Annotated in this window: 18 protein-coding genes; 12 read left to right on the top strand and 6 right to left on the bottom strand. The window is 35.0% G+C overall.

All coding sequences use genetic code 11. The annotated features are described in order from the left end of the window. Positions 1 to 37: 37 nt before the first annotated feature. Together ACS127_RS05910 and ACS127_RS05905 are read right to left on the bottom strand one after the other, a co-directional pair. Positions 38 to 2,983: a glycosyl hydrolase 115 family protein gene (locus ACS127_RS05910; protein WP_440897503.1), complete on the bottom strand. Its 2,946-nt coding sequence runs from the start codon at positions 2,981 to 2,983 to the stop codon at positions 38 to 40. A gap of 565 nt (positions 2,984 to 3,548) precedes the next feature. Beyond that, positions 3,549 to 4,283: a glucose 1-dehydrogenase gene (locus ACS127_RS05905; RefSeq protein ID WP_440897502.1), complete on the bottom strand. Its 735-nt coding sequence runs from the start codon at positions 4,281 to 4,283 to the stop codon at positions 3,549 to 3,551. A gap of 682 nt (positions 4,284 to 4,965) precedes the next feature. Between ACS127_RS05905 and ACS127_RS05900 the strand changes: the two genes are divergently transcribed. Next, positions 4,966 to 5,745 carry a GntR family transcriptional regulator gene (locus tag ACS127_RS05900; protein WP_440897501.1) on the top strand — a complete coding sequence of 260 codons (780 nt, stop codon included), beginning with the start codon at positions 4,966 to 4,968 and terminating at the stop codon, positions 5,743 to 5,745. Positions 5,746 to 6,307: 562 nt separating this feature from the next. On the opposite strand, the gene deoC is transcribed toward ACS127_RS05900, so the two are convergent. Next, entirely contained in the window at positions 6,308 to 7,021 is a 714-nt protein-coding gene (gene deoC, locus ACS127_RS05895) for a deoxyribose-phosphate aldolase (RefSeq protein WP_440897500.1), read from the bottom strand. A gap of 241 nt (positions 7,022 to 7,262) precedes the next feature. Here deoC and ACS127_RS05890 point away from each other — a divergent pair, with 241 nt between their 5' ends. The 7 genes from ACS127_RS05890 (at position 7,263) to ACS127_RS05860 (ending at position 12,850) form a co-directional block, all read left to right on the top strand. After that, positions 7,263 to 7,682, top strand: a complete 420-nt coding sequence (locus ACS127_RS05890; RefSeq protein WP_440897499.1) for a PTS sugar transporter subunit IIA — start codon at positions 7,263 to 7,265, stop codon at positions 7,680 to 7,682. Between the two features lie 15 nt (positions 7,683 to 7,697). After that, a complete protein-coding gene (locus ACS127_RS05885; protein WP_440897498.1) occupies positions 7,698 to 8,192 on the top strand; it encodes a PTS system mannose/fructose/N-acetylgalactosamine-transporter subunit IIB in 495 nt (164 codons plus the stop codon). A gap of 27 nt (positions 8,193 to 8,219) precedes the next feature. Continuing rightward, a complete protein-coding gene (locus ACS127_RS05880; protein WP_440897497.1) occupies positions 8,220 to 9,050 on the top strand; it encodes a PTS mannose/fructose/sorbose/N-acetylgalactosamine transporter subunit IIC in 831 nt (276 codons plus the stop codon). Positions 9,051 to 9,076: 26 nt separating this feature from the next. Then, the gene (locus tag ACS127_RS05875) at positions 9,077 to 9,934 is read left to right on the top strand and encodes a PTS system mannose/fructose/sorbose family transporter subunit IID (RefSeq protein WP_440897496.1); all 858 of its coding nucleotides are present in this window, start codon (positions 9,077 to 9,079) and stop codon (positions 9,932 to 9,934) included. A gap of 149 nt (positions 9,935 to 10,083) precedes the next feature. Further along, complete coding sequence (locus tag ACS127_RS05870; protein ID WP_440897495.1) at positions 10,084 to 10,989, top strand: type I phosphomannose isomerase catalytic subunit; 906 nt, start codon at positions 10,084 to 10,086, stop codon at positions 10,987 to 10,989. Positions 10,990 to 11,019: 30 nt separating this feature from the next. After that, positions 11,020 to 12,000, top strand: a complete 981-nt coding sequence (locus tag ACS127_RS05865; RefSeq protein WP_440897494.1) for a Gfo/Idh/MocA family protein — start codon at positions 11,020 to 11,022, stop codon at positions 11,998 to 12,000. A 43-nt stretch (positions 12,001 to 12,043) separates the two neighbouring features. Then, entirely contained in the window at positions 12,044 to 12,850 is an 807-nt protein-coding gene (locus ACS127_RS05860) for a Cof-type HAD-IIB family hydrolase (protein ID WP_440897493.1), read from the top strand. A gap of 395 nt (positions 12,851 to 13,245) precedes the next feature. Here the strand turns inward: ACS127_RS05860 and ACS127_RS05855 are convergent, their stop codons facing one another. Further along, complete coding sequence (locus ACS127_RS05855; protein WP_440897492.1) at positions 13,246 to 13,377, bottom strand: hypothetical protein; 132 nt, start codon at positions 13,375 to 13,377, stop codon at positions 13,246 to 13,248. Between the two features lie 642 nt (positions 13,378 to 14,019). On the opposite strand from ACS127_RS05855, the gene ACS127_RS05850 reads away from it, so the two are divergent. From ACS127_RS05850 to ACS127_RS05835, 4 genes are all read left to right on the top strand, one after another. Continuing rightward, a complete protein-coding gene (locus tag ACS127_RS05850; RefSeq protein ID WP_440897491.1) occupies positions 14,020 to 14,988 on the top strand; it encodes a ZinT family metal-binding protein in 969 nt (322 codons plus the stop codon). Between the two features lie 99 nt (positions 14,989 to 15,087). After that, positions 15,088 to 16,671 (top strand): metal ABC transporter solute-binding protein, Zn/Mn family, encoded by a 1,584-nt coding sequence (locus ACS127_RS05845; RefSeq protein ID WP_440897490.1) that lies wholly within the window; start codon positions 15,088 to 15,090, stop codon positions 16,669 to 16,671. 175 nt (positions 16,672 to 16,846) lie between these two features. Next, positions 16,847 to 17,563 (top strand): metal ABC transporter ATP-binding protein, encoded by a 717-nt coding sequence (locus ACS127_RS05840; RefSeq protein ID WP_440897489.1) that lies wholly within the window; start codon positions 16,847 to 16,849, stop codon positions 17,561 to 17,563. Then, the gene (locus ACS127_RS05835; RefSeq protein WP_440897488.1) at positions 17,500 to 18,321 is read left to right on the top strand and encodes a metal ABC transporter permease; all 822 of its coding nucleotides are present in this window, start codon (positions 17,500 to 17,502) and stop codon (positions 18,319 to 18,321) included. The genes ACS127_RS05840 and ACS127_RS05835 overlap by 64 nt, the downstream gene beginning before the upstream one ends. 213 nt (positions 18,322 to 18,534) lie before the next feature. Here the strand turns inward: ACS127_RS05835 and ACS127_RS05830 are convergent, their stop codons facing one another. Together ACS127_RS05830 and ACS127_RS05825 are read right to left on the bottom strand one after the other, a co-directional pair. Then, positions 18,535 to 20,256, bottom strand: a complete 1,722-nt coding sequence (locus tag ACS127_RS05830) for a glycoside hydrolase family 2 protein (protein WP_440897487.1) — start codon at positions 20,254 to 20,256, stop codon at positions 18,535 to 18,537. A 52-nt stretch (positions 20,257 to 20,308) separates the two neighbouring features. Then, positions 20,309 to 22,072 (bottom strand): glycoside hydrolase family 2 protein, encoded by a 1,764-nt coding sequence (locus tag ACS127_RS05825; protein ID WP_440897486.1) that lies wholly within the window; start codon positions 22,070 to 22,072, stop codon positions 20,309 to 20,311. Between the last annotated feature and the right edge of the window lie 6 nt (positions 22,073 to 22,078).

Raw genomic sequence — 22,078 nt, 5'->3', positions numbered from 1 at the left:
CCAAAAGTCTAGTCTTGACTAACTTTTGGGGGAATACTCAATATCTCATGGATTTCTGACCGATATAATATGTTTCTGTCGGCCCTAAATAGCTCTGTTCTAGTTGTCTACCCTTCGGATAAAGAACGAGTTTCTCTAAAACAAAACCTGGACTTACTGTATAAATTCGCAAGGTATTTAATCCTTTTTGACAATTTATCGTACTACATTTTTTACGAATGTTATCTAATACCCCAACTCCCCAACTATGATCATCTACATGATAGCCTTCAGGAAGTAAATTGATTATGTCAACATTATCTTCATTTGTTTGAATACCACAAAATATTGTGCTTGCTCTAGTGACTGGATTTGAGGGCTGCATATAGAGCTCCACCTGATAAATTCCAGATTTCTGCATCACAAATTGATATTCAAGATAGGGTGCATCTTTTCCAACAGTAAAATATGAGGTTGTCGGGAAAGCTTTTACTCCAGACAGAGTTTTCCCATAATCCTCAAGTACTTTAAATCGATTGATAATCCCTTGATCACTTATCATTTCTATACTTTTAATAAAGTGTTCGGCCTCAATTGAAAGATATCCATTCGTCTCAATAAAAGTCATCTCGGGATATTCCATGCTATCCAACTGCACAGCACAAACAACAATTGTACACTTACCAACTGGTGTATCGACAATGATATAACCTTCTGTTTCACCATTTATAGCACTTCGGTCAATGTAAACTTGTATCGTTTCTGTGGTTTTCCTCTTGCCGTCTAACATACCACTCATTTTTGAACAGGTTAACCAAGCAGATTCACATGTCAGCTGATACTCTGCATCCAGATCACTCAAACTCGAAATGGTAAAGGAAGCTTCATCAATATGAGGTTGTAAAAAATCGTTTAAATGTAAGGTGTCTGTGTGCCATGGACTACCTTCACTATGTTGCTTCGTTCCATCAATTGTAACAACAAGCCTTGGTTTATTTGCTGGGATAACATTCATTAAAATAGGGTTCTGACATTCATCTTCATTCCAGTGAACAAAACCAATATGTTCAGAGAGCCCCATTCCATACCACTTACCTTCAGCGATCGTATGATATTCTTCAACAAGCTCTTGATCTCTCTTCAAACATACCTTGACCTGTTCGGCTAGTTGATTCGCTTCCAATTTTCCCAGCTTAGCTGCATAATGATTTTTACCAGCTAGCAACCAAGTCTTCTGCAAATTTAGATTTCCAACTGCAGGATAATAAACTAGCGCAAAATAAGCAGGGAAATTTTCGGTATCAACAGAATGATAGAGCTGATCTGCCGTTTCTAACAGGTGATCAATCTGTTTTAATAAGTGATCTGTTTCCTGATTATTAACCGGATGATAGACATTGACATTCATATGTTCAGGTCTTCTGTTATGAGCGATCTTTGTATAACCTGTTAATAACTCGAAGATCTGTTGCCTTTCATCCATTTGAAAAACGCTAGCAAATTGCTGTTCAATCCATTGCTTCGTATAACTATTTGTCTGATTAACCGCATTCGTTCCCCATTTCTCAAAATCATAAGCAAGATCAAGAAAATAAGTTAATGGGAATTCCTGTGTACAAATATCCCCAACATTAACGATCCAAAGATCACGAATACCATAATCATAAGCCATCGCCATCTGCTCCCAAACCTTTGGGAGATACGAACTATTCATCCACTCATAGGAAATCGGACTCCCATGATAATCAAAGTGATAATACATCCCATAACCACCTTTGTGGTTACGCATATCTTCAGTCGGTAGCGTTCGTAAATTGCCATGGTTATCATCGCAAAGCATCAAAATAACATCTTCAAGTTCTTTCGAATGGATTAATCCCGGTGTATCTTCATTACCATAAAAGAAAGGCTCGACTTCTTTATATAAAGCTAGCATTCTCGGAACATCGGAAAGATTGGAGTTCACATTTTCCTTAATCAACTTATTTTGAGTCTGGACAACCTCTTTTAGTAAGTTAATATTATCAGCCAATGTTGCTTCTTTACCCATAATCGACGTATCCTGTTCACCACGCATACCAACTGTAATTACATTTTCAAATTTACCGCTTCGCTTCAGACCATCTTCCCAGAATCTCGTTATCCCTTCTCTATTGGTAATGAAATTCCACGCATCACCATAAATTGAATCCTTACCACGCAGATGTTTATATTCCTCACCATTGCGTAAACAAGGCTCATGATGCGATGCCCCCATGATGACACCATATTCATCTGCTAACTCTGCATTCGCTAACCCCGGTCCATCTTCACTAAAACGAGCAGACCACATCGCCGGCCAGAGGTAATTTCCCTTTAATCTTAATAACAGTTCAAAAACGTGATCATACATGTCAGCATTAAAGCCGCCAAAGTTTTTTGTTGCCCAGTTGCCAAAGGCTGGCCACTCATCATTAATAAAAAAGCCACGATAACGAACAGACGGCTCTTTAGAAATGTATTTAAATTTCTCATTTAAAGCGAAGGATTCTTTTCGTTGTGGCTTCACATCACTCCAATCTACTAATGGCGAGACACCAAGCTGCTCTGATAGATGAAAAAGACCATAGATGGTTCCGCGCTTATCACTTCCTGCAATGACCAGTGCCTTTTCAACACCTTCAAACGGTTGATCGATCACTTGAAATAGAAAAACTTCTCTTTTTCCTTTAATTTCGGACAAATCAATTCGCCTTTCTGCTTCAAGTTCCTTCAACATTGGACTATGATCAACCGTTCCATACAAAACAGCATGATGATTGAGTTTATCCTTTTCTGTTGAAACCTGTGGTGCATAGCCAAAAACAAGCTTCAAATCATTCATCACCTTTTTGACGATCTTATTTACCCCGCTGAATGCCTCTTCCTCCTGATAAAACAATGCACATGGAGCTGACATATCCGCATCTGAAGCGGACGATAACAACCGTCTTAACATTTCTCGATTAATGACAAAATCCATCATGACACCCTTTCCACCCATTTTTTTATTCTATTTCAAAGATGACTTAAATTTTTGGTGTAGTATAGAAAACTAATCTTATTCGATTTATAAATTCCTCTCATGCCATGTAAATCCATACAAAATAAATGATAAAATTTAAAGTATGATAATATCGCCATTACATGCATCCCTTATAAATTGTACAACATGAGCACTCAACATTTAACCAGCTAAAGTATATATAATTTTTGATAAACTAAACAACATAAGATTTTTAAAACGATAGAATTGGGTTATTTGATATGATCTGGTGAAAGAAAGTCGTAAAAAATAATGCCGATAGATAGGTAGGTAAAACTACTGAGCATGTATATTTAATGGTCAAAATTGAGGCTAAAGTATTTTACAGTAGTGAGAATATTTCAAGCTTGTTGGCTACCTGTCAACAAAAAGGAGTTCTCCCCATCGCTTGTGTTATGATGACTAACACATTCGACTTGTGAAGAAACTCCTTTTAAAAGCTTTCAAGACTAAACGTCAAAATGAGAACTTTCTCTCATTTTAACGTTTATTTTATTATCAATGTTTAAATCGCTGTTATTCCACCATCAACAATAAATTCAGCACCAGTTGAGTAGCTCGATTCATCTGAAGCTAGATATAGAACCAGATTTGTTACTTCCTCTGGTTGAGCAATTCGTTTGATCGGAATTTGTTTAGCAAATTCCTCTACAGCGGCTTTTGTATCTTCTTGCACAACCATTGGAGTAGCGATAACACCAGGATGTACAGAGTTCACGCGAATACCATAATGTGAACATTCCACTGCAGCAGCCTTTGTCATTCCTCGAACTGCAAATTTGGTATCTGTATATCCAATAGCTCCACCCACAATACCATTGATAGAAGAAACATTAACAATTGAACCACCATTAGCTTTTTGCATAGAAGGTATAACATTTTTCATCCCTAAAAAGACAGAGATTTGATTGATATCGACAATACGACGATATTCTTCTTCAGATAATTCTAAAATAGATGTTGCCATTGTGATACCAGCGTTGTTTACCAAAATATCGACGGGCCCAAATTCTTGTTCAGCTTTTTTAACCACAGCTTCCCAATCTTCTGCACTTGTCACATCTTGCTTAACAAATAAAGCGCTTTCATTTAATTCATCAGCTAATGCATTACCTTTGTCCTCAAGAATATCTGTTAAGACAACCTTTGCCCCTTCTTCAACAAAACGTCTAGCGTGAGTTGCACCCATGCCTTGAGAAGCACCTGTTATAATTGCTACTTTTCCTTTTAAACGATCCATTAACGAATTCCTCCTTTAATTATGTAAATAAATTTTTTACTACCTAGTAAAATTATATCACTAGTTTGATAAGTTTTAAATTCAAATAAAATTTAATTTCGCATATCCTATTACTTTCTACTCAACTAAAAGACTAATCTATAACAAAAACTATTTCAGTAATGATTATGATAACTTTTAAAACTAGCATGAAAGTGCTCAAAATTTAATATCAATATTCCACTCAATAATAAGTAAAAATGACTCATGTTTTTTTATTAGTGGATTGATTTTGAGAAGTAAACCAAAAAATAAACCCTAACTTTTAATTAGGGAAATTACCATTTATTTATGTAATAATTAGTCATTTAACAAAGACTCGTAAATGTACAAATTTCAGTGAAATAAATAACGGTAAATCCATTACATATTCTTTAAATACTGAATTTATTACTTTTTGTAGTTGCTTATTTAGATCTTTATTCGCTATTATATTAAAAGGCACTCCTCCTACTTTAAGAGTGATTCTACTAAAATTAATTACATCAAAACTTAGCAGGTCTTTTCAGAGTTATAATTAATGTAAAGTAACATATTTCAAAAATAATTGTCGTTGATGAATATTGACCGGGGCTATGATATTATTGATGTGAATAATAAATTATGTAAGATTATAATTCGCAAGTAAATGGATGAGGTGAATATGTCAAATAAAAGAGTACCATTATATAAACAAATTGAAGAAGATATATTAAAGAAAATCAACTCAGGATATTATCAAGAAAATACTATCATACCAAAAGAGATTGATTTAGCAGAGCTTTATAAAGTCAGCAGACCAACCGTTAGACAAGCAATCCAAGAGTTAGTCAATCAGGGTTATTTAGAGAGGAGAAAACGTAAAGGAACAATAGTTAAAACTCGTAAAATTAAACAGGAATTTACGAAAATAATTGAGAGCTACGATGATGAGATGAACCGAAAAGGAATTGTCCCAAAAACAAAAGTGCTCGGGTTTAAAAAAGATGTTGCCAATGAAGAAATTTCACAAAAGTTACAACTAAATATTGGAGATGATGTTTATAAACTGATTCGTTTAAGATACGCGTCAGAAAGTCCAATTGTATTAGTTACAACCTATATACCAGTCTATTTATTGCCTGACTTTTTGGAAAATGATTTTACTCAAGTAAGTTTATATAGCATTTTACAGGAATCTGATAAGGGGATTACCTCTGTTACAAGAAGACTCGAAATTATTAAAACAGATGAAACAACTAGCGATTTATTAGATATCCCTAAAAATGATCCGATTTTTTATTTTCATACAATTGGTTATACCGGTAAAAGGATACCAATCGAGTACTCTATTTCTAAATATAGATGGGATTTGAATTGCTTTGTTTTTGAAATTTCAAATGAAGATAGCCTTAGGCTCACATTAAATGAATCATTGATTTCTGATAAAACAGATATAGACTGAGACAAAACAAAAATTTATTCTAAATTCGAACAAACACAGCATGGGGATAGAAGAAAATAGATGCAGATGAGATATGTTTCGCTTTCCACAGGCGTGGCGTTGATCATCCAAGGGGTGGTGCGATTACTCACCCCGCCAAAAGCTCTGCCACATGATGTGGCGGGCTTAACTTGCATTCCCTAAATTTCCCAGGCAAAAATACTTGCCAAAGTGGATGTCAAGCTCACGCTACTCCCATTGGACAAAGAAGGCTTCAGCAGCGAGGCATCGCACGAAGAAAATTGCTTTTTATTTTCAAGGAGTCTTCACATATCTCATCTGCCGAATAATAACTTTCCTTTTACCAATGCTGGTTTGCTATCTTTTAACGAAGTCTCCGCTCCACCACTTTGAAATAATAAATTTATTGAGTGATACTCAACTTTGGACCGTTCAGTGTAAAGAAAGGGTTAGTATCCTATAAAGTGAAACTTCAACCTCTGTGAAACGTGAACTGTAACTTTTCGAAGAGATTATCCACTCCTCCTTTTGTCTCGGCCTCATGATTTTTTGTTTTACTAGATTAACCTATTTCAATATAATCTTTACCTTCGATTTTCATTTTATTTTTGATTTCCTTTATGATGGAAATACCCGCACTACATCCAATCCGCTCTGCCCCGTTTTCAATCATTTTAATAAAATTAGCTGAATCACGAATTCCACCAGCAGCTTTTACCTTTACTTCAGAGCCAACCGTATCTTTCATTAATTTAATATCTTCTAGGGTTGCTCCAGTTGGGGCGAAGCCTGTTGAAGTTTTAATAAAATCTGGCTTAACTTCTAGTGCAATTTCTGCAAGTTGTTTAATTTCCTTCTTTGTTAAATAGGCATTTTCAAAAATTACTTTTGAAATGACATTATTTTTACGACAGATTTCAACGATTTGTTCCATTTCATGGCGAATATAATCCAAGTTCTTTTCTTTTAATTCTGTGATGTTGATAACATAGTCAATTTCTGTTGCACCATTTTTAATGGCATCTTTTGTTTCAGCTACTTTCGCTTCGATAGAAGTTTGTCCAAGAGGGAAACTGATAGCTGCACCAACATTTATATCAGTTCCAGCTAATAACTCCGCACAGTATGTGGATTGTACTTGATTAACTGCCACCATTTTAAAATGGTATTGCTTAGCCTCGTCGCATAATTTCTTCATATCGGCTTGTGTAGCATCAGCTTTCAAGTTTGTGTGATCAATTAATCTACAAAGATCATCTAATGTATATCTAGACATTAGTCGTCCTCCTCATAAGTTTTAATGTTAATATGTCATTACATATATTGTATTTATTTATTATGTAAGTGTCAATAGCTAATATAATTAAAATAAGTCATTGACATCGTTTACAAAAGTGGTTAATATAAATTATGTAATCAAAATAAGTTGTTACATAATAGGTGTTGCAATTAACGATCATTTTTAAGATTTCTAAATTTTATTATTTTATTCTCAATATACTTTTGGAGGTGAAAGAGTGAAACTTGTTATGACTTCTCACGGTAATTTTTGTGAAGGATTACTAGATAGTTACAAAATGATAGCTGGGGAAACAAATCAAATTGTAACCATTAAATTGACAGATAAGGGGGTTGGAGATTATTCAGAACGATTAAATGCTAAATTGGAAGAATTAATCAAAGAAGATAAGGTTCTTATCTTTTGTGACGTAAAAGGGGGGACCCCATATAACCAAAGTAATAGCTTTTTTATGAGGCATCCTAAAAATGTTAGAGTTGTTAGCGGAATGAATCTGCCAATGCTTATTGAAACAGCCTTAATGCTAAATTCATCAGATGATTTAGATGGATTAGCAGAAGCAGCTATAAACATTGGTAAAAATGGGATTGAAACCATCATCGAAGAGGAAGAATTCACAGATGATTTGGAATTTTAATGGAGGGGATTTTTTATGGTACTTTCTTTAGTAAGAGTAGATGATAGAATCATTCACGGTCAAACAACCACTAGATGGACAAAGGTAAGACCTGTATTTGGAATCATAGTTGTTGGTGATGACATTGCGAACGATACATTGCGTAAAAAAGTGTTAAAAAGTGCTGCAGGTAATTTGAGATTAGGTATTTATACAGTGGATCAAGCAATAGATAAAATTCAGAAGGCAATGGATTCTGATAAAAATTATTTCCTAATCAGTAATTCACCACAGACAATGGCAAAACTATTGGAGCTTGGTGCTGACTTTGGAAAAGAGTTAAATGTTGGACCAATGAATACTCGTGAAGGTACTAAAGTATTAGGAAGAACAGTTGCTATTGATCCACAAGATTATAAAGCATTCGATTATATAGAAAGTAAAGGAGTAACCATTAACTTCCAACTACTCCCTGATGATGAAATTAAAAAATGGAAAGCTTTTCGCGCAAAATTTGATTCGCTAGATTAATACATTTATATAAAAGGTGGAATCGAAATGGATATTACACTCCTTATTCAAGCGTTTTTAGTCGGTATTTTTTGTTATCTAGGGGCTATAGAAACCCCGTGGCTCTTTGGTATGAGTGGGGGATTCTATATTGCTGGTAGACCATTGGTTGCCGGTTTAATTGTAGGTTTAATTTTCGGTGATGTTACTGCTGGTGTTTTATGTGGTTTAGCAGTACAAACGGTATTTATTGCAAACCTAACAACAGGTGGAGCAACAAATAGTGAGATCAGCTATGCTGCTTATGGTGGTATTGGGCTGGCAATGGCAACAACTAAAGATCCTGCCATTGCTTTGACATTATCTATTTTAATTGGGCAAACATTTGGACTTATTTTTTATAATGCTCGTATGGCTCTATATTCATTTTGGAACCATCGTGCGCAAAAGGCCGCAGAAAACTTAGATGAAAAAGGGATGGTCTTTAATCACTTAGTTTACCCGCAAATTACTACATTCTTAATCCGGGCAGTTCCTGTCTTTTTAGCTGTATACTTTGGAAGAGGATTAGTAGATTCTTTATTAGCAAATGTACCACAGATAGTGACTGACATCATTTCAGTATTAGGTGGAGTTCTTCCAGCCTTAGGTATCGCCCTATTAATGAATATTGTTATTAAAGAAAAGGCTCATTTAATTTATTTCTTTGTAGGTTTTATATTATTGGCATTTGCCGGTTTAGATATGATTGCCATAGTATTTATTGCTGCATTAGTAGCCTATATTGTATTCATTGCCTCAAATAAAATAACACAATCTGCAGTTGCAAACTCGAATAATGGTAGTGATGAATTTTTTGAAGATGATGATCTCTTTTAAATTTATTAAACGTGAGGTGAACTGATATGACAACTCAAGTTTCACATCAAGATGTGGAAAAATCTACAAATTCAAGTAATGAAAAACTTACAAAAAGAGAGTTAAGGCAAATATGGTGTAGATGGGGTTTTACACATCTATCTTCCATGAGCTATGAAAAATTACAAGCACATGCTTGGGCATATGCGTTTATTCCTTTTGCAAATAAGTATTATAAAAATGATCCTGAAAGTAAAAGGAGATTACTTACACGGCATTCACAATTCTATAATACGGAACCACAAACAGGACAATTGATTAATGGGGTTGTAACTTCCATAGAAGAGGAAATAGCATTAGGCCATGATGTTCCAGAAGAAATGCCAGTTTCAGTTAAAACTTCTCTTATGGGACCTCTTGCAGGTATTGGTGACTCCATTATTCAAGGTATTATCGTCCCGACATTACTTTCTATCGCAATGGTGCTTGCGTCAGGAGGTAATCCATTAGGACCTATTTTCTATATTATCACTTACGGAATTATTGGACCATTGATTTCCTATATCAGCTTTAAGTATGGTTATAGACTAGGTGTTAAAGCCGTTGACAATATTGTAGGTGAAGATGCGAGACGGATAACAGATTCATTCAATGTATTAGGGATCATGGTTGTTGGAGCATTGGCCGCTTCCACCATCGTTCTTGATACTCCAATTATAATTCCATTAGGTGAGGAATCCAGACCTTTACAAGAAGTATTAGATGGCATTTTCCCTAATATATTACCACTATCTATTGTTCTACTCTCTTGGTGGTTAATTTCATCTAAACAAATGACTGCTACAAAAGTTATCTTAATCTTAACAGGAATTGTCACTGTTGGAGTAGCCATTGGTTTATTCTAAAATTAAAAAAGGGGTGTACCATTTATGGATTGAACTTATACAGCATAAAAGCTAGATTAAGCAAATTGATTAAATAGGACTAATCTAGCAAGATGTATGAGTTAATCCCTTGGTCCATCTCTTTTTTTAAAAATGAAAGGGGTAAAAAGATGATCGTACTAGAACCTATTTCAAAAAGAAGAATTTGGGGAACCAATCGCCTCCATGACTATAGTGGTAATAAACATATTGATAAAATTGGTTCAGTATACTCTGTGAGTGGCACAAAAGAAATCAGCAATTTGATTTTAAATGGAGAATTTAAAGGTCAAAGATTAAATGAATTAGTAGAGCAATTCCCCGAGTATCTTGGTCTTGAAAAAGGGGGAGAATATCCACTTATTATTTCAATAACTGGGGCAGATGCTGATCTAAGTATCCAAGTTCATCCCACTGATGACTATGCACAGAAACAAGAAAGTTCTTTGTATGGAAAGAACGAATCTTGGTACTTCTTAGAAGCACCAGAGAAAGGCTGGATATATTCTGGGTCAAAGTCGAAAGATAAAGTTTATATTAATGAAAAGATGCATAAAGGAGCTTACCAAGATATTATTGATACATGTGAAGTTGAACAATATGATTATGTTTTTATCCCTTCTGGAACCCTGCATGCTTTAACAGCAGGATCGTTGGTTTACGAGATACAGCAATCGACAGATATTACTTATCGATTTTATGACTATAATCGTACTGATGTAAATGGTGATAAAAGAAAATTACATACAGAAAAGGCGATCGAAACATTACAACCATCTCAAAGTGTAGAAAAATCAGCACTGATCCCAGAAAAGGTTAAACATGAAAAACCGTATTCAATTATTTATAAATCATTAATAGGCGATTATATGAACTCAAATAAAATTGCTCAAGCTCTTACAGTGATCGATGGTGAACTTATTATTGACAACTTTGAATTGCAAAAAGGTTCGAGTGTCTTGATTTTACCTGATGAAAAAGTAACGATTCAACAACTTGCACAGGTTATCATTGCTACACCAAACATTTACTGGTAAGGCATAAATAATTTTAAAAAGAAGGTTGTGATGATATTGACACTATTAAACTGGGGAATTTTAGGAACTGGAAAGATTGCCAATGAATTTGCAGGCCAATTTAAAGTTGATCGGGCTAATCTATATGCTATTGCTTCACGAACACAAAAAAGGTCTGAAGCTTTTGCCTCTCAATACAATATAAAAAAAGCATATGACAGTTACGAGGAACTTTTAAACGATAAAAACATCGATGTTGTATATATTGCCACCCCACATAGTCATCATTACGAACATATCATGAAAAGTTTGCAATCTAACAAACATGTGGTTTGTGAAAAATCAATCACTATCTCTAAATCACAATTAGATGAAGCTATCAAGTTAGCAAAACAAAATAATTTATATCTATTTGAGGCAATGACCATTCATTATATGCCTTTATATAAACAGATAATAGATTGGGTTAACAGTAATGATTTAGGGGCATTAAAGATGATTCAAGTAAATTTTGGAAGTTATAAAGATACCAACCCGGAGTTTTATTATTTCAATAAAGAATTAGCGGGAGGATCACTACTCGATATCGGTGTTTATGCATTGAATTTTGTTCGCTGGTTTTTAAGTAGTAAGCCTAAGGAAATTTTCACATTAGGAAATCTGCATAAATCAGGTGTTGATGAATCAGCAGCAATCATTTTGAGAAATAAAGAGAAGGAACTAGCGACCATATCTTTAACATTTCGATCTAAAATGCCAAAACAAGGAATTGTTGCATATGAGAATGGTTATTTTACAATTTTTAATTACCCACGTACAGATTACGCAACATTTACCACCTCTGATGGAAAAGTTCAAAAATTTAATGTTGGTAATACGAACAAAGCTCTTACGTATGAAATTTCTGAAATCACAGATATCCTTTTAAATCAAAGGGAAAACCCATACATACAATATACTTTGGATGTGCTAGAAATCATGGATTATGTAAGAAATCAGTGGGGATTAGAATACCCATTTGAGAATAGATGAAAGTATTCTACAGTATGAAAAACTTTATGTTGGAGTTGAAAAAATGTATGAATTAATTGCTTTTGACATGGATGGTACACTTCTAAATGATAACAAAGAAATGACATTGGAAGTACAAAATGCATTAAAAAGGGCAAAACAAATGAACTTTAAACTTGTATTAAGTTCAGGGAGGTCTTATGCAGGTCTTCGAAAGTATTTAAATGTTTTAGGTCAAGATTTAATAGATTATGCTATTTGCTTTAATGGTTCGATGATTAAGGAAATTAAAACAAATAATACATTTCATCAACTATTTTTAATGAAAGATGATATTCAATATATCTATAATTTGAGTGAAAAAATTGGGCTAAACGTACATTTTGTTGCTGAAGAGGAGATTTATACTCCAAACAATCCAGTTGGAAAATATACAGTTTACGAGAGCTTCTTAACAGATACAAAATTAATTTATCGAGACATACGTAGTATACACGATGAAGGTCTTATTTCAAAAGCAGTTATAAGTGGGGAAGTAAAAGAATTAGAAGATAAAATCAAGAACATCCCATCAGACCTTCATCGTCAATTCAATGCTGTGAAAAGTGATACAACCTTTTATGATATTTTAAATAAGCAAGCCAGTAAGGGCAATGCATTAAAGAGATTAGCTGAAAGTTTACAGATTAATCGATCCAATATCGTAAGTTTTGGCGATCATGAAAATGATATTTCAATGATAGAATATTCAGGATTAGGGATCTCCATGGAAAATGCTCTCGATAATGTGAAAAGTATTTCAGATCATATCACCAGTTCAAATAATGATAATGGAATTGTCAAGGCATTGGAAGAAGTGGTTTTCAAGTAACTAAAAATTAATTATTTCTTTAAAACAGAATTTCCAAGAGCATTTCGAATATCTTCTGCACATATCATTTTAAGTGTCTTGCAATTAATCCATTAGTTGGTCTATTGATTTGAGCCCATAGTTTACTAGTATCGCACAAAAAACAAAACATTATTAAATCATGAATTTTTAGGTGATTAGCTTATACAAAATCTATACCCATTGAACCAACTATTTTATTCGTTGAAGTTGATGGTTTATATCCAAAAAATTAGATAAAAAGATACTTTAAACTACCATGGCTAAATTCAACTCAGAAACAAACTGCATATTCAAGCATGCTATCATTTTCATTGTAGCTTCATGATATAGCATTCCTCATTTTAAGGTCTGGCAAGACAATAACTTCAAACTTATTATCTATTATATTTAAACATATCGTCTGATTTTTCATTAATTCCAGATAAGCTATCATCTTTCATCGAAATAACAAATACCATTTCTATCCCACCAACGATCATCTTTGTTGAATTTACTAATTCTTGCATCATGTTTCCATGATTCATAGTAACTAACACCAGTCTCATTTATTTCCCTTTCTTTTTTTAAAAAAATTAACTTTCGTATAACTTTTGAATAACTAGTACTTAAAATTGCCCTTTTTATCGAATGACCTCTTTAGAAAGTGTGTGACCCATTGTTTTTTGAATGATTGAACACGCTCCATTTTGCATGAGAAAGTAGATGATAAAAAAGTTGAGACAAAAAACGAGTAGGTCATTCAGAAATTGAACCCTACGTAACCAGAGCGTAGGAAATAGACGTAGACTCCTCGAAAATAAAAGGCAATTTTCTTCGTGCGATGTCTCGCTGACGTCGCTTTCCTTGTCCTGTGGGAAAGCGACGTGTGAAGACTCCGCAGAAAAAGTGTACTTCTTTTTCGAGGAGGCTGAGGACAAGCCCACGGAAAGCGAAGTGTATTTCCGAAGCGGTCGTACTAACCTGACAACATTACTGCGGTTACTCGTCCCACCGTAAACATTTGGGACTGCGGTTACTCGTCCCACCGTAAACATTTGTTGTGATTTCCTTTCCTCTACTGAAAAAAAACTTGACAAAAAACAAAAGTGTCTGTAATCTTTAAAACGTAACGATTACGATTTACACTAAAAAAGAGAGGAAGAATTTTTTTGAAAAAAACATTTTTGTACTTATTTAGCTTATTGGCATTAAGTATTTTCTTAGTAGCTTGTCAAAATTCAGATGAAGGAGCGGTTACTGATCAAACAGGTGAAGATGAGGAACAAGAGATGGATATACATAGCTCTGAGGAGATCGACATAGAAGGTGTCGCTGATCATTATCACACTGGAGATACTATTGAGCTAACCGCTATATTGAGTGGTGATGTTGCTTATGATCATTGGCATTGGTATATGCGAGAAGATGACCAGTCCGAATGGGAGGTTGTTTCTGGACAAGAAACCGAAACATTTACAGGAGAGGCAACGATTAACGGGTTAGAACTCAAAGCTACCTTATTTGATGATGATCACGAAATTTTTGCAGAATCCGATCCTGTTACTGTAATTATCGACGATCATCATGGACATGATGAAGAAAGTCGAAATATTTATGAAGGATACTTTGAGGATGAGCAAGTAGAAGAACGTGAATTAACAGATTGGGAGGGAGACTGGCAATCTGTTTATCCATATTTGTTAGCTGGAGATTTGGATCAAGTTTTTGAACATAAAGCAGAGGAAGGCGATATGACTGCTGAAGAATATAAAGATTACTATACAGTTGGCTATGAAACTGATGTAGAGCGAGTTATTATTGAAGATCATACAGTTACCTTCTTTACAGATGATCAAGAAATATCCGCAGAATATGAAAGTGATGGCTACGAGATTCTTGAATATGAAGCAGGGAATCGGGGAGTGCGGTTCAGCTATCAATTAGTTGACGGATCAGATGATATGCCAACATATATTCAATTTAGTGATCATAACATTTTTCCTACAGATTCCTATCATTTTCATTTGTATTGGGGAGACAGCCGGGAAGAATTATTAGATGAGGTCGTTAATTGGCCAACTTATTATCCGTCGGACTTGGATACAGATGGTATAGTACGTGATATGTTAGCACATTAAACAGCAGTATAAGGAAGGGAGGAAAAGACGGATATTTCATCGTTTTCCACCTCCCTATCTGCGTTTTATTTTATTATTTTAATAAAGGGGATTGTAACTATGAATAAAAAATGGCTTGTTACTTTATTACTCAGTCTTACATTAGCCATCATTCTTTTGGGTTGTCAAACACCAGACACAGCTGAAAATGGAGATACTGAAATTTCTGTTGTCGCCTCCTTTTTGCCAATGTATGAATTCACTAAACAAGTGGGAGAAGAGCGAGCAAATGTACAGTTAATGGCTTCAGAAGGGATGGATCCCCATAATTATGAGCCTAGTGCACAAGATGTAGCAACAGTTAACGAAGCTGATGTATTCGTATATAGTAGTGAGGAAATGGAGTTTTGGGTTGGTAGTTTATTGGATTCTGTAGAAAATAATGACCTTGTCATTGCACGTACTGCAGATGGACTTGATCATTCACATCATAACGGGGATAATCATGAGGAAGACGATGATCATGCTGCAGCAGGAAGCATATCTATTGACGGAAATGCTGATCACTATCATACTGGTGATACCATTGTGTTAACAGCTAGTTTATCAGAAGATCTCGATTATGATCATTGGCATTGGTATCAACGAACTGATGCTGACGAAGAATGGGAGGCTATCTCAGGACAAGGTACAGACACATTGACCCTTGAAGCACCTGAAGAAAGTTTTGAAGTTCAAGCGGTTATTTATGATCATGACCATAATGTTTATGCAGAGTCAGAGCCCTTAGCCCTTATGATTGATAATCACGACGGACACGATCATGACCACGATGAAGATGAAGACCATGATCACGATGAGCACGGCAGCTCCGACGAAGATGATGAATCGGAAACTGCTGAAGAAATCATCGAAATTGCCGGACTATCAGACCACTATCATACTGGAGATGTTGTGACACTTGTAGCTGAATTAAATGAAGCAACAGGTTATGATCACTGGCACTGGTTTATGAGGGAAGACAATAATCAGGAATGGGAAGCTGTCCCTGATCAAGCGACTGATCATTTTGAATACGAAACAACTGGTGAAAGCTTTGAAGTAAAGGCTGTGCTCTATGATAACGACCATAATACCTATGCTGAATCTGATCCAGTTTCTGTGCTAATTGATGATCACGAAGATCAAGACCCCCACATTTGGCTTGATCCAGTTTTAGCACAAGACCAAGTACTTGCGATCCGTGATGCCTTAATCGAGGCGGATCCTGATGGACAAGAAATCTATCAAGAAAACGCCGCAAACTTTATTGATGAGCTTCAAGCTTTAGATGAAGAGTATCAAACAGCATTTGCAGAAGCAGAGAACCGAGCCTTTGTCGTACAACATCAAGCATTTGGCTATCTTGCTCAACGTTATAACTTAGAGCAAATTGCTATTGGTGGATTATCTACTGAAGTCGAACCCAGCCCATCTCGCATTGCTGAGATTGGAGATTTGGTCCAAGAATATGATGTACCCGTAATCTATTATCAGCAAGGTGCAAATTCAGCCATTGCTCAAACCGTTGCAACAGAGACAGGTACGGAAACAGCTGCACTTTATGATTTAGAAGTACTCTCTGAAGAGTTAATCGAAGAAGATTTAAGCTATTTAGAAGCAATGCGTCATAATTTAGAGGCATTACAAATTAGTATCTACTAATTAGATTAATCGAAAAAGAACAGGTTTTATAATTGAAAATAAATCAGGATGCTAGACATCCTGATTTATTTCGCTAACTATAGCTATACACACCGAGGTTGTTGAAAATCTCATATTTATAGGACCTTGTTTCCTTTTTCAAGGAATAAAAGAAGATAGAAAGGTAGATTTAATCATGTACTACATCAAAGTAGATGATCTTACTTTTCATTATGAAAAAGAGCCTGTACTAACTAATATATCATTTGAAGTGAATCCAGGCGATTTTGTCATGCTGACAGGTGAGAATGGTGCCGCAAAAACCACCTTATTACGCAATATTTTAGGCTTACTTAAACCAACAACTGGTCAGGTCACGCTTGCTGCAAAAAATCGATCTGGCAACAAGTTATCAGTTGGCTATGTACCTCAGCAGGTTGCTTCTTTTAATGTCGGTTTTCCAAGCACCGTATTAGAACTCGTTCAATCTGGGCGCTACCAACGAAACAAATGGTTGCGGAAATTAGATAAAGCAGATAAGGAACATGTTAGACGCTCGCTTGAATCTGTAGGCATGTGGGACATGCGCCATAAGAAAATTGGTGAATTATCTGGTGGCCAAAAACAGCGAATATCAATTGCACGTGTGTTTGCTACTGATCCCGATTTGTTTGTATTAGATGAACCAACTACAGGAATGGACATCCATTCACGTGAGGAATTCTATAAACTATTGCAACATAACAGTGAACATCACGGTAAGGGCATTTTAATGGTTACGCACGATCACGAAGAACTCCGAAATTATTGTAATAAGCATATTGAACTTGTACGTAAGGAGGGATTACCTTGGAGATGTTTTTCTATGGATTCATGCAAAGAGCTTTCCAAGCCTCACTTCTCATCTCATTAATTGCACCTCTTTTGGGACTGTTTTTAATTTTACGCCGGCAATCTCTCATGGCCGATACCTTATCACACGTCTCCTTAGCTGGTGTTGCGCTAGGATTCCTAATTAACATTAACCCGACATGGACCAATATTCTGATGGTCGTCGTCATTGCTGTTCTGTTAGAATATTTACGCATGCTTTATCGCACTTATTCCGAAGTATCGATTGCTATTCTTATGTCGGCAGGAATGGCATTAGCCCTATTTCTCATGAGCTTCAATCAAGGAGGAACAACACTCAATATCAATCAATTTCTCTTTGGTTCGATTGTAACGATTAGCTCACAACAGATTTGGATGCTATTCATACTGGCGTTCCTAATTGTTGGATTGTATGTTATCTTCCATAAGGCCATGTATGTCCTAACATTTGATGAGGACACAGCTTTTACAGCAGGATTACCTATCAAAGCCATGTCAATTTTATTTAATGTATTAACGGGCATTACGATCGCGATTATTATGCCTATTGTAGGAGCGTTGCTCGTTTCAGCCATTTTAATTTTGCCAGCGGCTATTTCAATGCGGATAGGCAGAAGCTTCAACAGCACTATCCTCATTGGTATACCTATCGCATTATCTGGTATGTTAGGTGGGTTAGTGACGTCTTATCAATACGGAACACCACCTGGTGCAACGATTACTTTAATCCTTATTGCTATTTTCATTCTGATAATCGCGATAAGAAAAGGCAGTAACATACGACAGAAACCAAATTAAGCTATCAAGTTTCAGCTTTTCTTAACACAGCAAAAAGCGTGGTGTACCCTTTATCAATGGGTGTACACCACGTTTTTTCTATTTGTTCGATCAAACAGATATTGATTAATCATGATAAATGGTCCGCTTCATATTGTTAAATCACTCAATTTTGCTTATCTGTTTAAAGATTTAATTTGATCTATTTTCCTTATTTGTGATTACTTCATTCACTTAATGACGTTTATCCAATATGGCTTTTATTCTTTCAACTTGAATTTTAGGTTCTCTATTCCATGTTAATAAACCACAAATCTCTGTTTCTGTATCAGTTAATTGTGTGTAACAAACTCCTTCAATAACTTTACTTTCTAAATAAGGTGAGAGTACAGTCTCAACTTTGTGAAGAAAATCCTTTGCGTTATGTTCCCTTGGTTCAACTGCTGATCCAAGCCCATTTAAGCGGTAATTTATACCACCCATTTCTGTACACATCACTGGCTGACCCTCATAACTAAATCCTGGACAAAATAAGAACTTTCTTCCGCCTAAACCAGGCATATCACTTATTATATTTTCCACTGAAGAATATCTTTCTTTTAATATTTTTTCATCAGACTCATAATCATGAATAGTGAATAAATCCGACTTGCAATGTTCCCATCCATCATTTGAAATGACCGGTCTAGTGTCATCGACTGATTTTGTTAAATGATACAATGACTGAACATGATTTTGCTCTTTAGAGGAATAGTAGATATTTGGCACACCCCAACTTTCATTAATTGGAACCCAAGTCACTATTGACGGATGGTTGTAATCCCTCTTTATAATATCCTTCCATTCATCAATCATTCTATAAGCATAGTCTTCTGAATAATCATAAGCGGATGCCATCTCTCCCCATACAAGCAGCCCTAATTTATCACATAGATATAAATATTTTGGATCAGAACTCATCATGTGTTTTCTGACACCATTAAACCCCATCTGTTTAGTCAGCTCAATATCTTTTTTCAAATGTTCTATTGATGGTGATGATAAAATGCTCTCAGGAAAGTAACCTTGATCTAATACTAACTTTAAAAAATACGGACGATTATTTAAACAGAATTTACTATCTTCAATAGAAACTTTTCTCATTCCAAAATAACTATCAACCTTGTCAATAACACTATCGTTTTCTATTAATTCAAATGAAATATCATATAAGTTAGGCTGTTCCGGGCTCCACCACCTACCTAGGCCATGATCATTAAAATCATTTAAGGCAATACTTAAAAATATCTTTTTTTCATTGATACGCCGGTATTCTTCTGTAACAACTTCTCCATCAAAGGTTACGATTGTTTTTAATTTACTTTTTAGATTAAAATTTAGATTTTTTATTTCTAACTCAATTCTTACTTCCTTTAAATCAATATCTGGTGTTATGCGTAAACTTTTAATATGAGTATAATTGACCTGTTCAATCCAGACGTCTCTCCAGATCCCAGTCATCTGGGTAAACCACATAACCTCTGCTTGTTCCTTCCAGTATTGCTTTCCTCTGGGAATAGTCATATCTTCCAGATAATCCTTTACACAGACAACAATCTCATTCTCTCCGTCTACTATGAATTTTGACATATCAAATTCGAAGCTGCTATTGCCACCGATATGTTTTCCTACATAACTACCATTGACCCAGAGAATCATTTCATAGTCTACGCCTTCAAAATGTATAATAGTCGTTTCTTGAGAGTCTTTTTTTAAATGGATTTTACGTTTATACCAAACCATACCATGAAATGATTGATCTTCAATTCCACTCAATTTACTTTGATATGTGAAAGGTACATTTATTACTTTATCAAATTGACGATTCTTGAACCAATTGTCATCTATGCCCTGATTCATATCATCAAAGCAGAATTCCCATTGACCGTTTAGTGACATCCATTTTTCTCTTTTCAATTGGGGTCTAGGGTAACTATCAAGCGAAATCATTATACCACGTCTTTCTAAACTATTTTTTATTGTTTATACTTCTGATTTTCTTAATACTAATTTTGGGCACTCTGTCTATTGTCAAAAGTCCATTAACTTCCTGTTCTACATCGTTAAATTGTGTATAGCAATAGCCTTGTATCAATGGTGCTTTTTGAATAGTATGGATAATACTTAATACCTTCTCTTCAAATTCCTCTTTAGTTGTCACACCGGAATACCCCCAACCATTTTTGGTTGGATCAGGTTCATAGGCAACACCGCCAAATTCACTTAACATCATTGGCTCTCCATTATAGTCGTATCCTTCGACATAAATGGCTCTTTTCTGTGGGCCTTTAAGTATTTCCTCCAGATTTTCATATCGCCAACTCAGGGTTTCTAAATTATCCTCATAATCATGAACAGTACAAATATCTGAAATTGTATGTTCCCAACCATCATTGGAAATAACCGGCCGTGTTGTATCCAGCGACTTGGTTAGATGATACATAGAAAGAGAATGATTGATTTGTTCAGCGATATTCTTTATTTTAGGAACTCCCCAACTTTCATTTAGGGGAACCCAAACGCCGATTGAAGGATGATTCATATCTCTTTCTAGAATCTCAATCCATTCATTAGTCATTCGCCCAACATATTTCTCACTAAATGAATAGGCATTTGGAGCCTCTCCCCATACTAATAAACCAAGAACATCACACCAGTATAAAAACCTTGGATCTTCATACTTTTGATGAATTCTGACACTATTAAAGCCCATCTCTTTAATCATCATGACATCAGCTTTAAATTGTTCATCACTTTTAGCTGTCATTAGTCCATCCTCAAAATAGCCTTGGTAAAGAACCGATTTAGTATAAAAGGGAAGATGATTAACACAAAAGAATCCTTTTTCAATAGAAACTGATCTCATTCCAAAATAGCTATCGACTTCATCAACTTTCTTCTCATCAACAAATAATTCCATCTTTACTGAGTAAATATGCGGTTTATCAGGACTCCACCACCTTCCATAACCATGATCATTAAAGTCTGGTATTTCAATCGTTCTTACTATTTCCTCCTGATAAGTTTCAGTCATATCCTTAGTAATAATTTCATTGTCATATGAGATAGTTGTATATAATTGTACTGAACTCTGTTTATTCACTTTATTAAGGAAATACTTGAATGTTACTTCGTTAGTTAAAGTATTAGGAATTATCCGGGCATTAGCGATATTATTTTTATTAACATACTCAATCCAAACACTTTGCCAGATGCCACTAGTATTTGTATAAAAAACCCCTTCTGGTTTCCCAACCCAGTTTTGTTTCCCCCTTGGCAGAGTATGATCCTCATTAAAATCTACTACTTTAACAGTAATATCATTTTCACTATTAAAGTCAATGTAGGGTGTCATATTAATAGAAAATGGAGAATGGCCACCATCGTGCATCCCACATTTAAAACCATTTATCCAAACTTCTGCTGAATAATCCACTGCTCCAAAATGAATAACGACTTGTCGTTCTTCATAGTCCTTGTTTAAATTAAATTTTCTCTTATACCAAAGTGTTTCGTGAAATGCTTTCTGATGAATACCACTCAATTTTGACTGATAACAGAAGGGTACATTAATTTTCATATTTAGATTCTTTTCTGTTTCAAACCATTTATCCTTTATACCTAACTGATTATCATCGAAAGCAAATTGCCATTCACCATTTAACGTCATCCATTTATTTCTTGCAAATTGAGGTCTCGGATACTCTGTTCTTAAAATTTCTTTATCATTCATATTTTT

Source organism: Amphibacillus sp. Q70 (assembly GCF_052055485.1).
Taxonomy (GTDB): Bacteria; Bacillota; Bacilli; order Bacillales; family Amphibacillaceae; genus Amphibacillus.
This window is presented reverse-complemented; position numbering and strand designations above follow the sequence as displayed.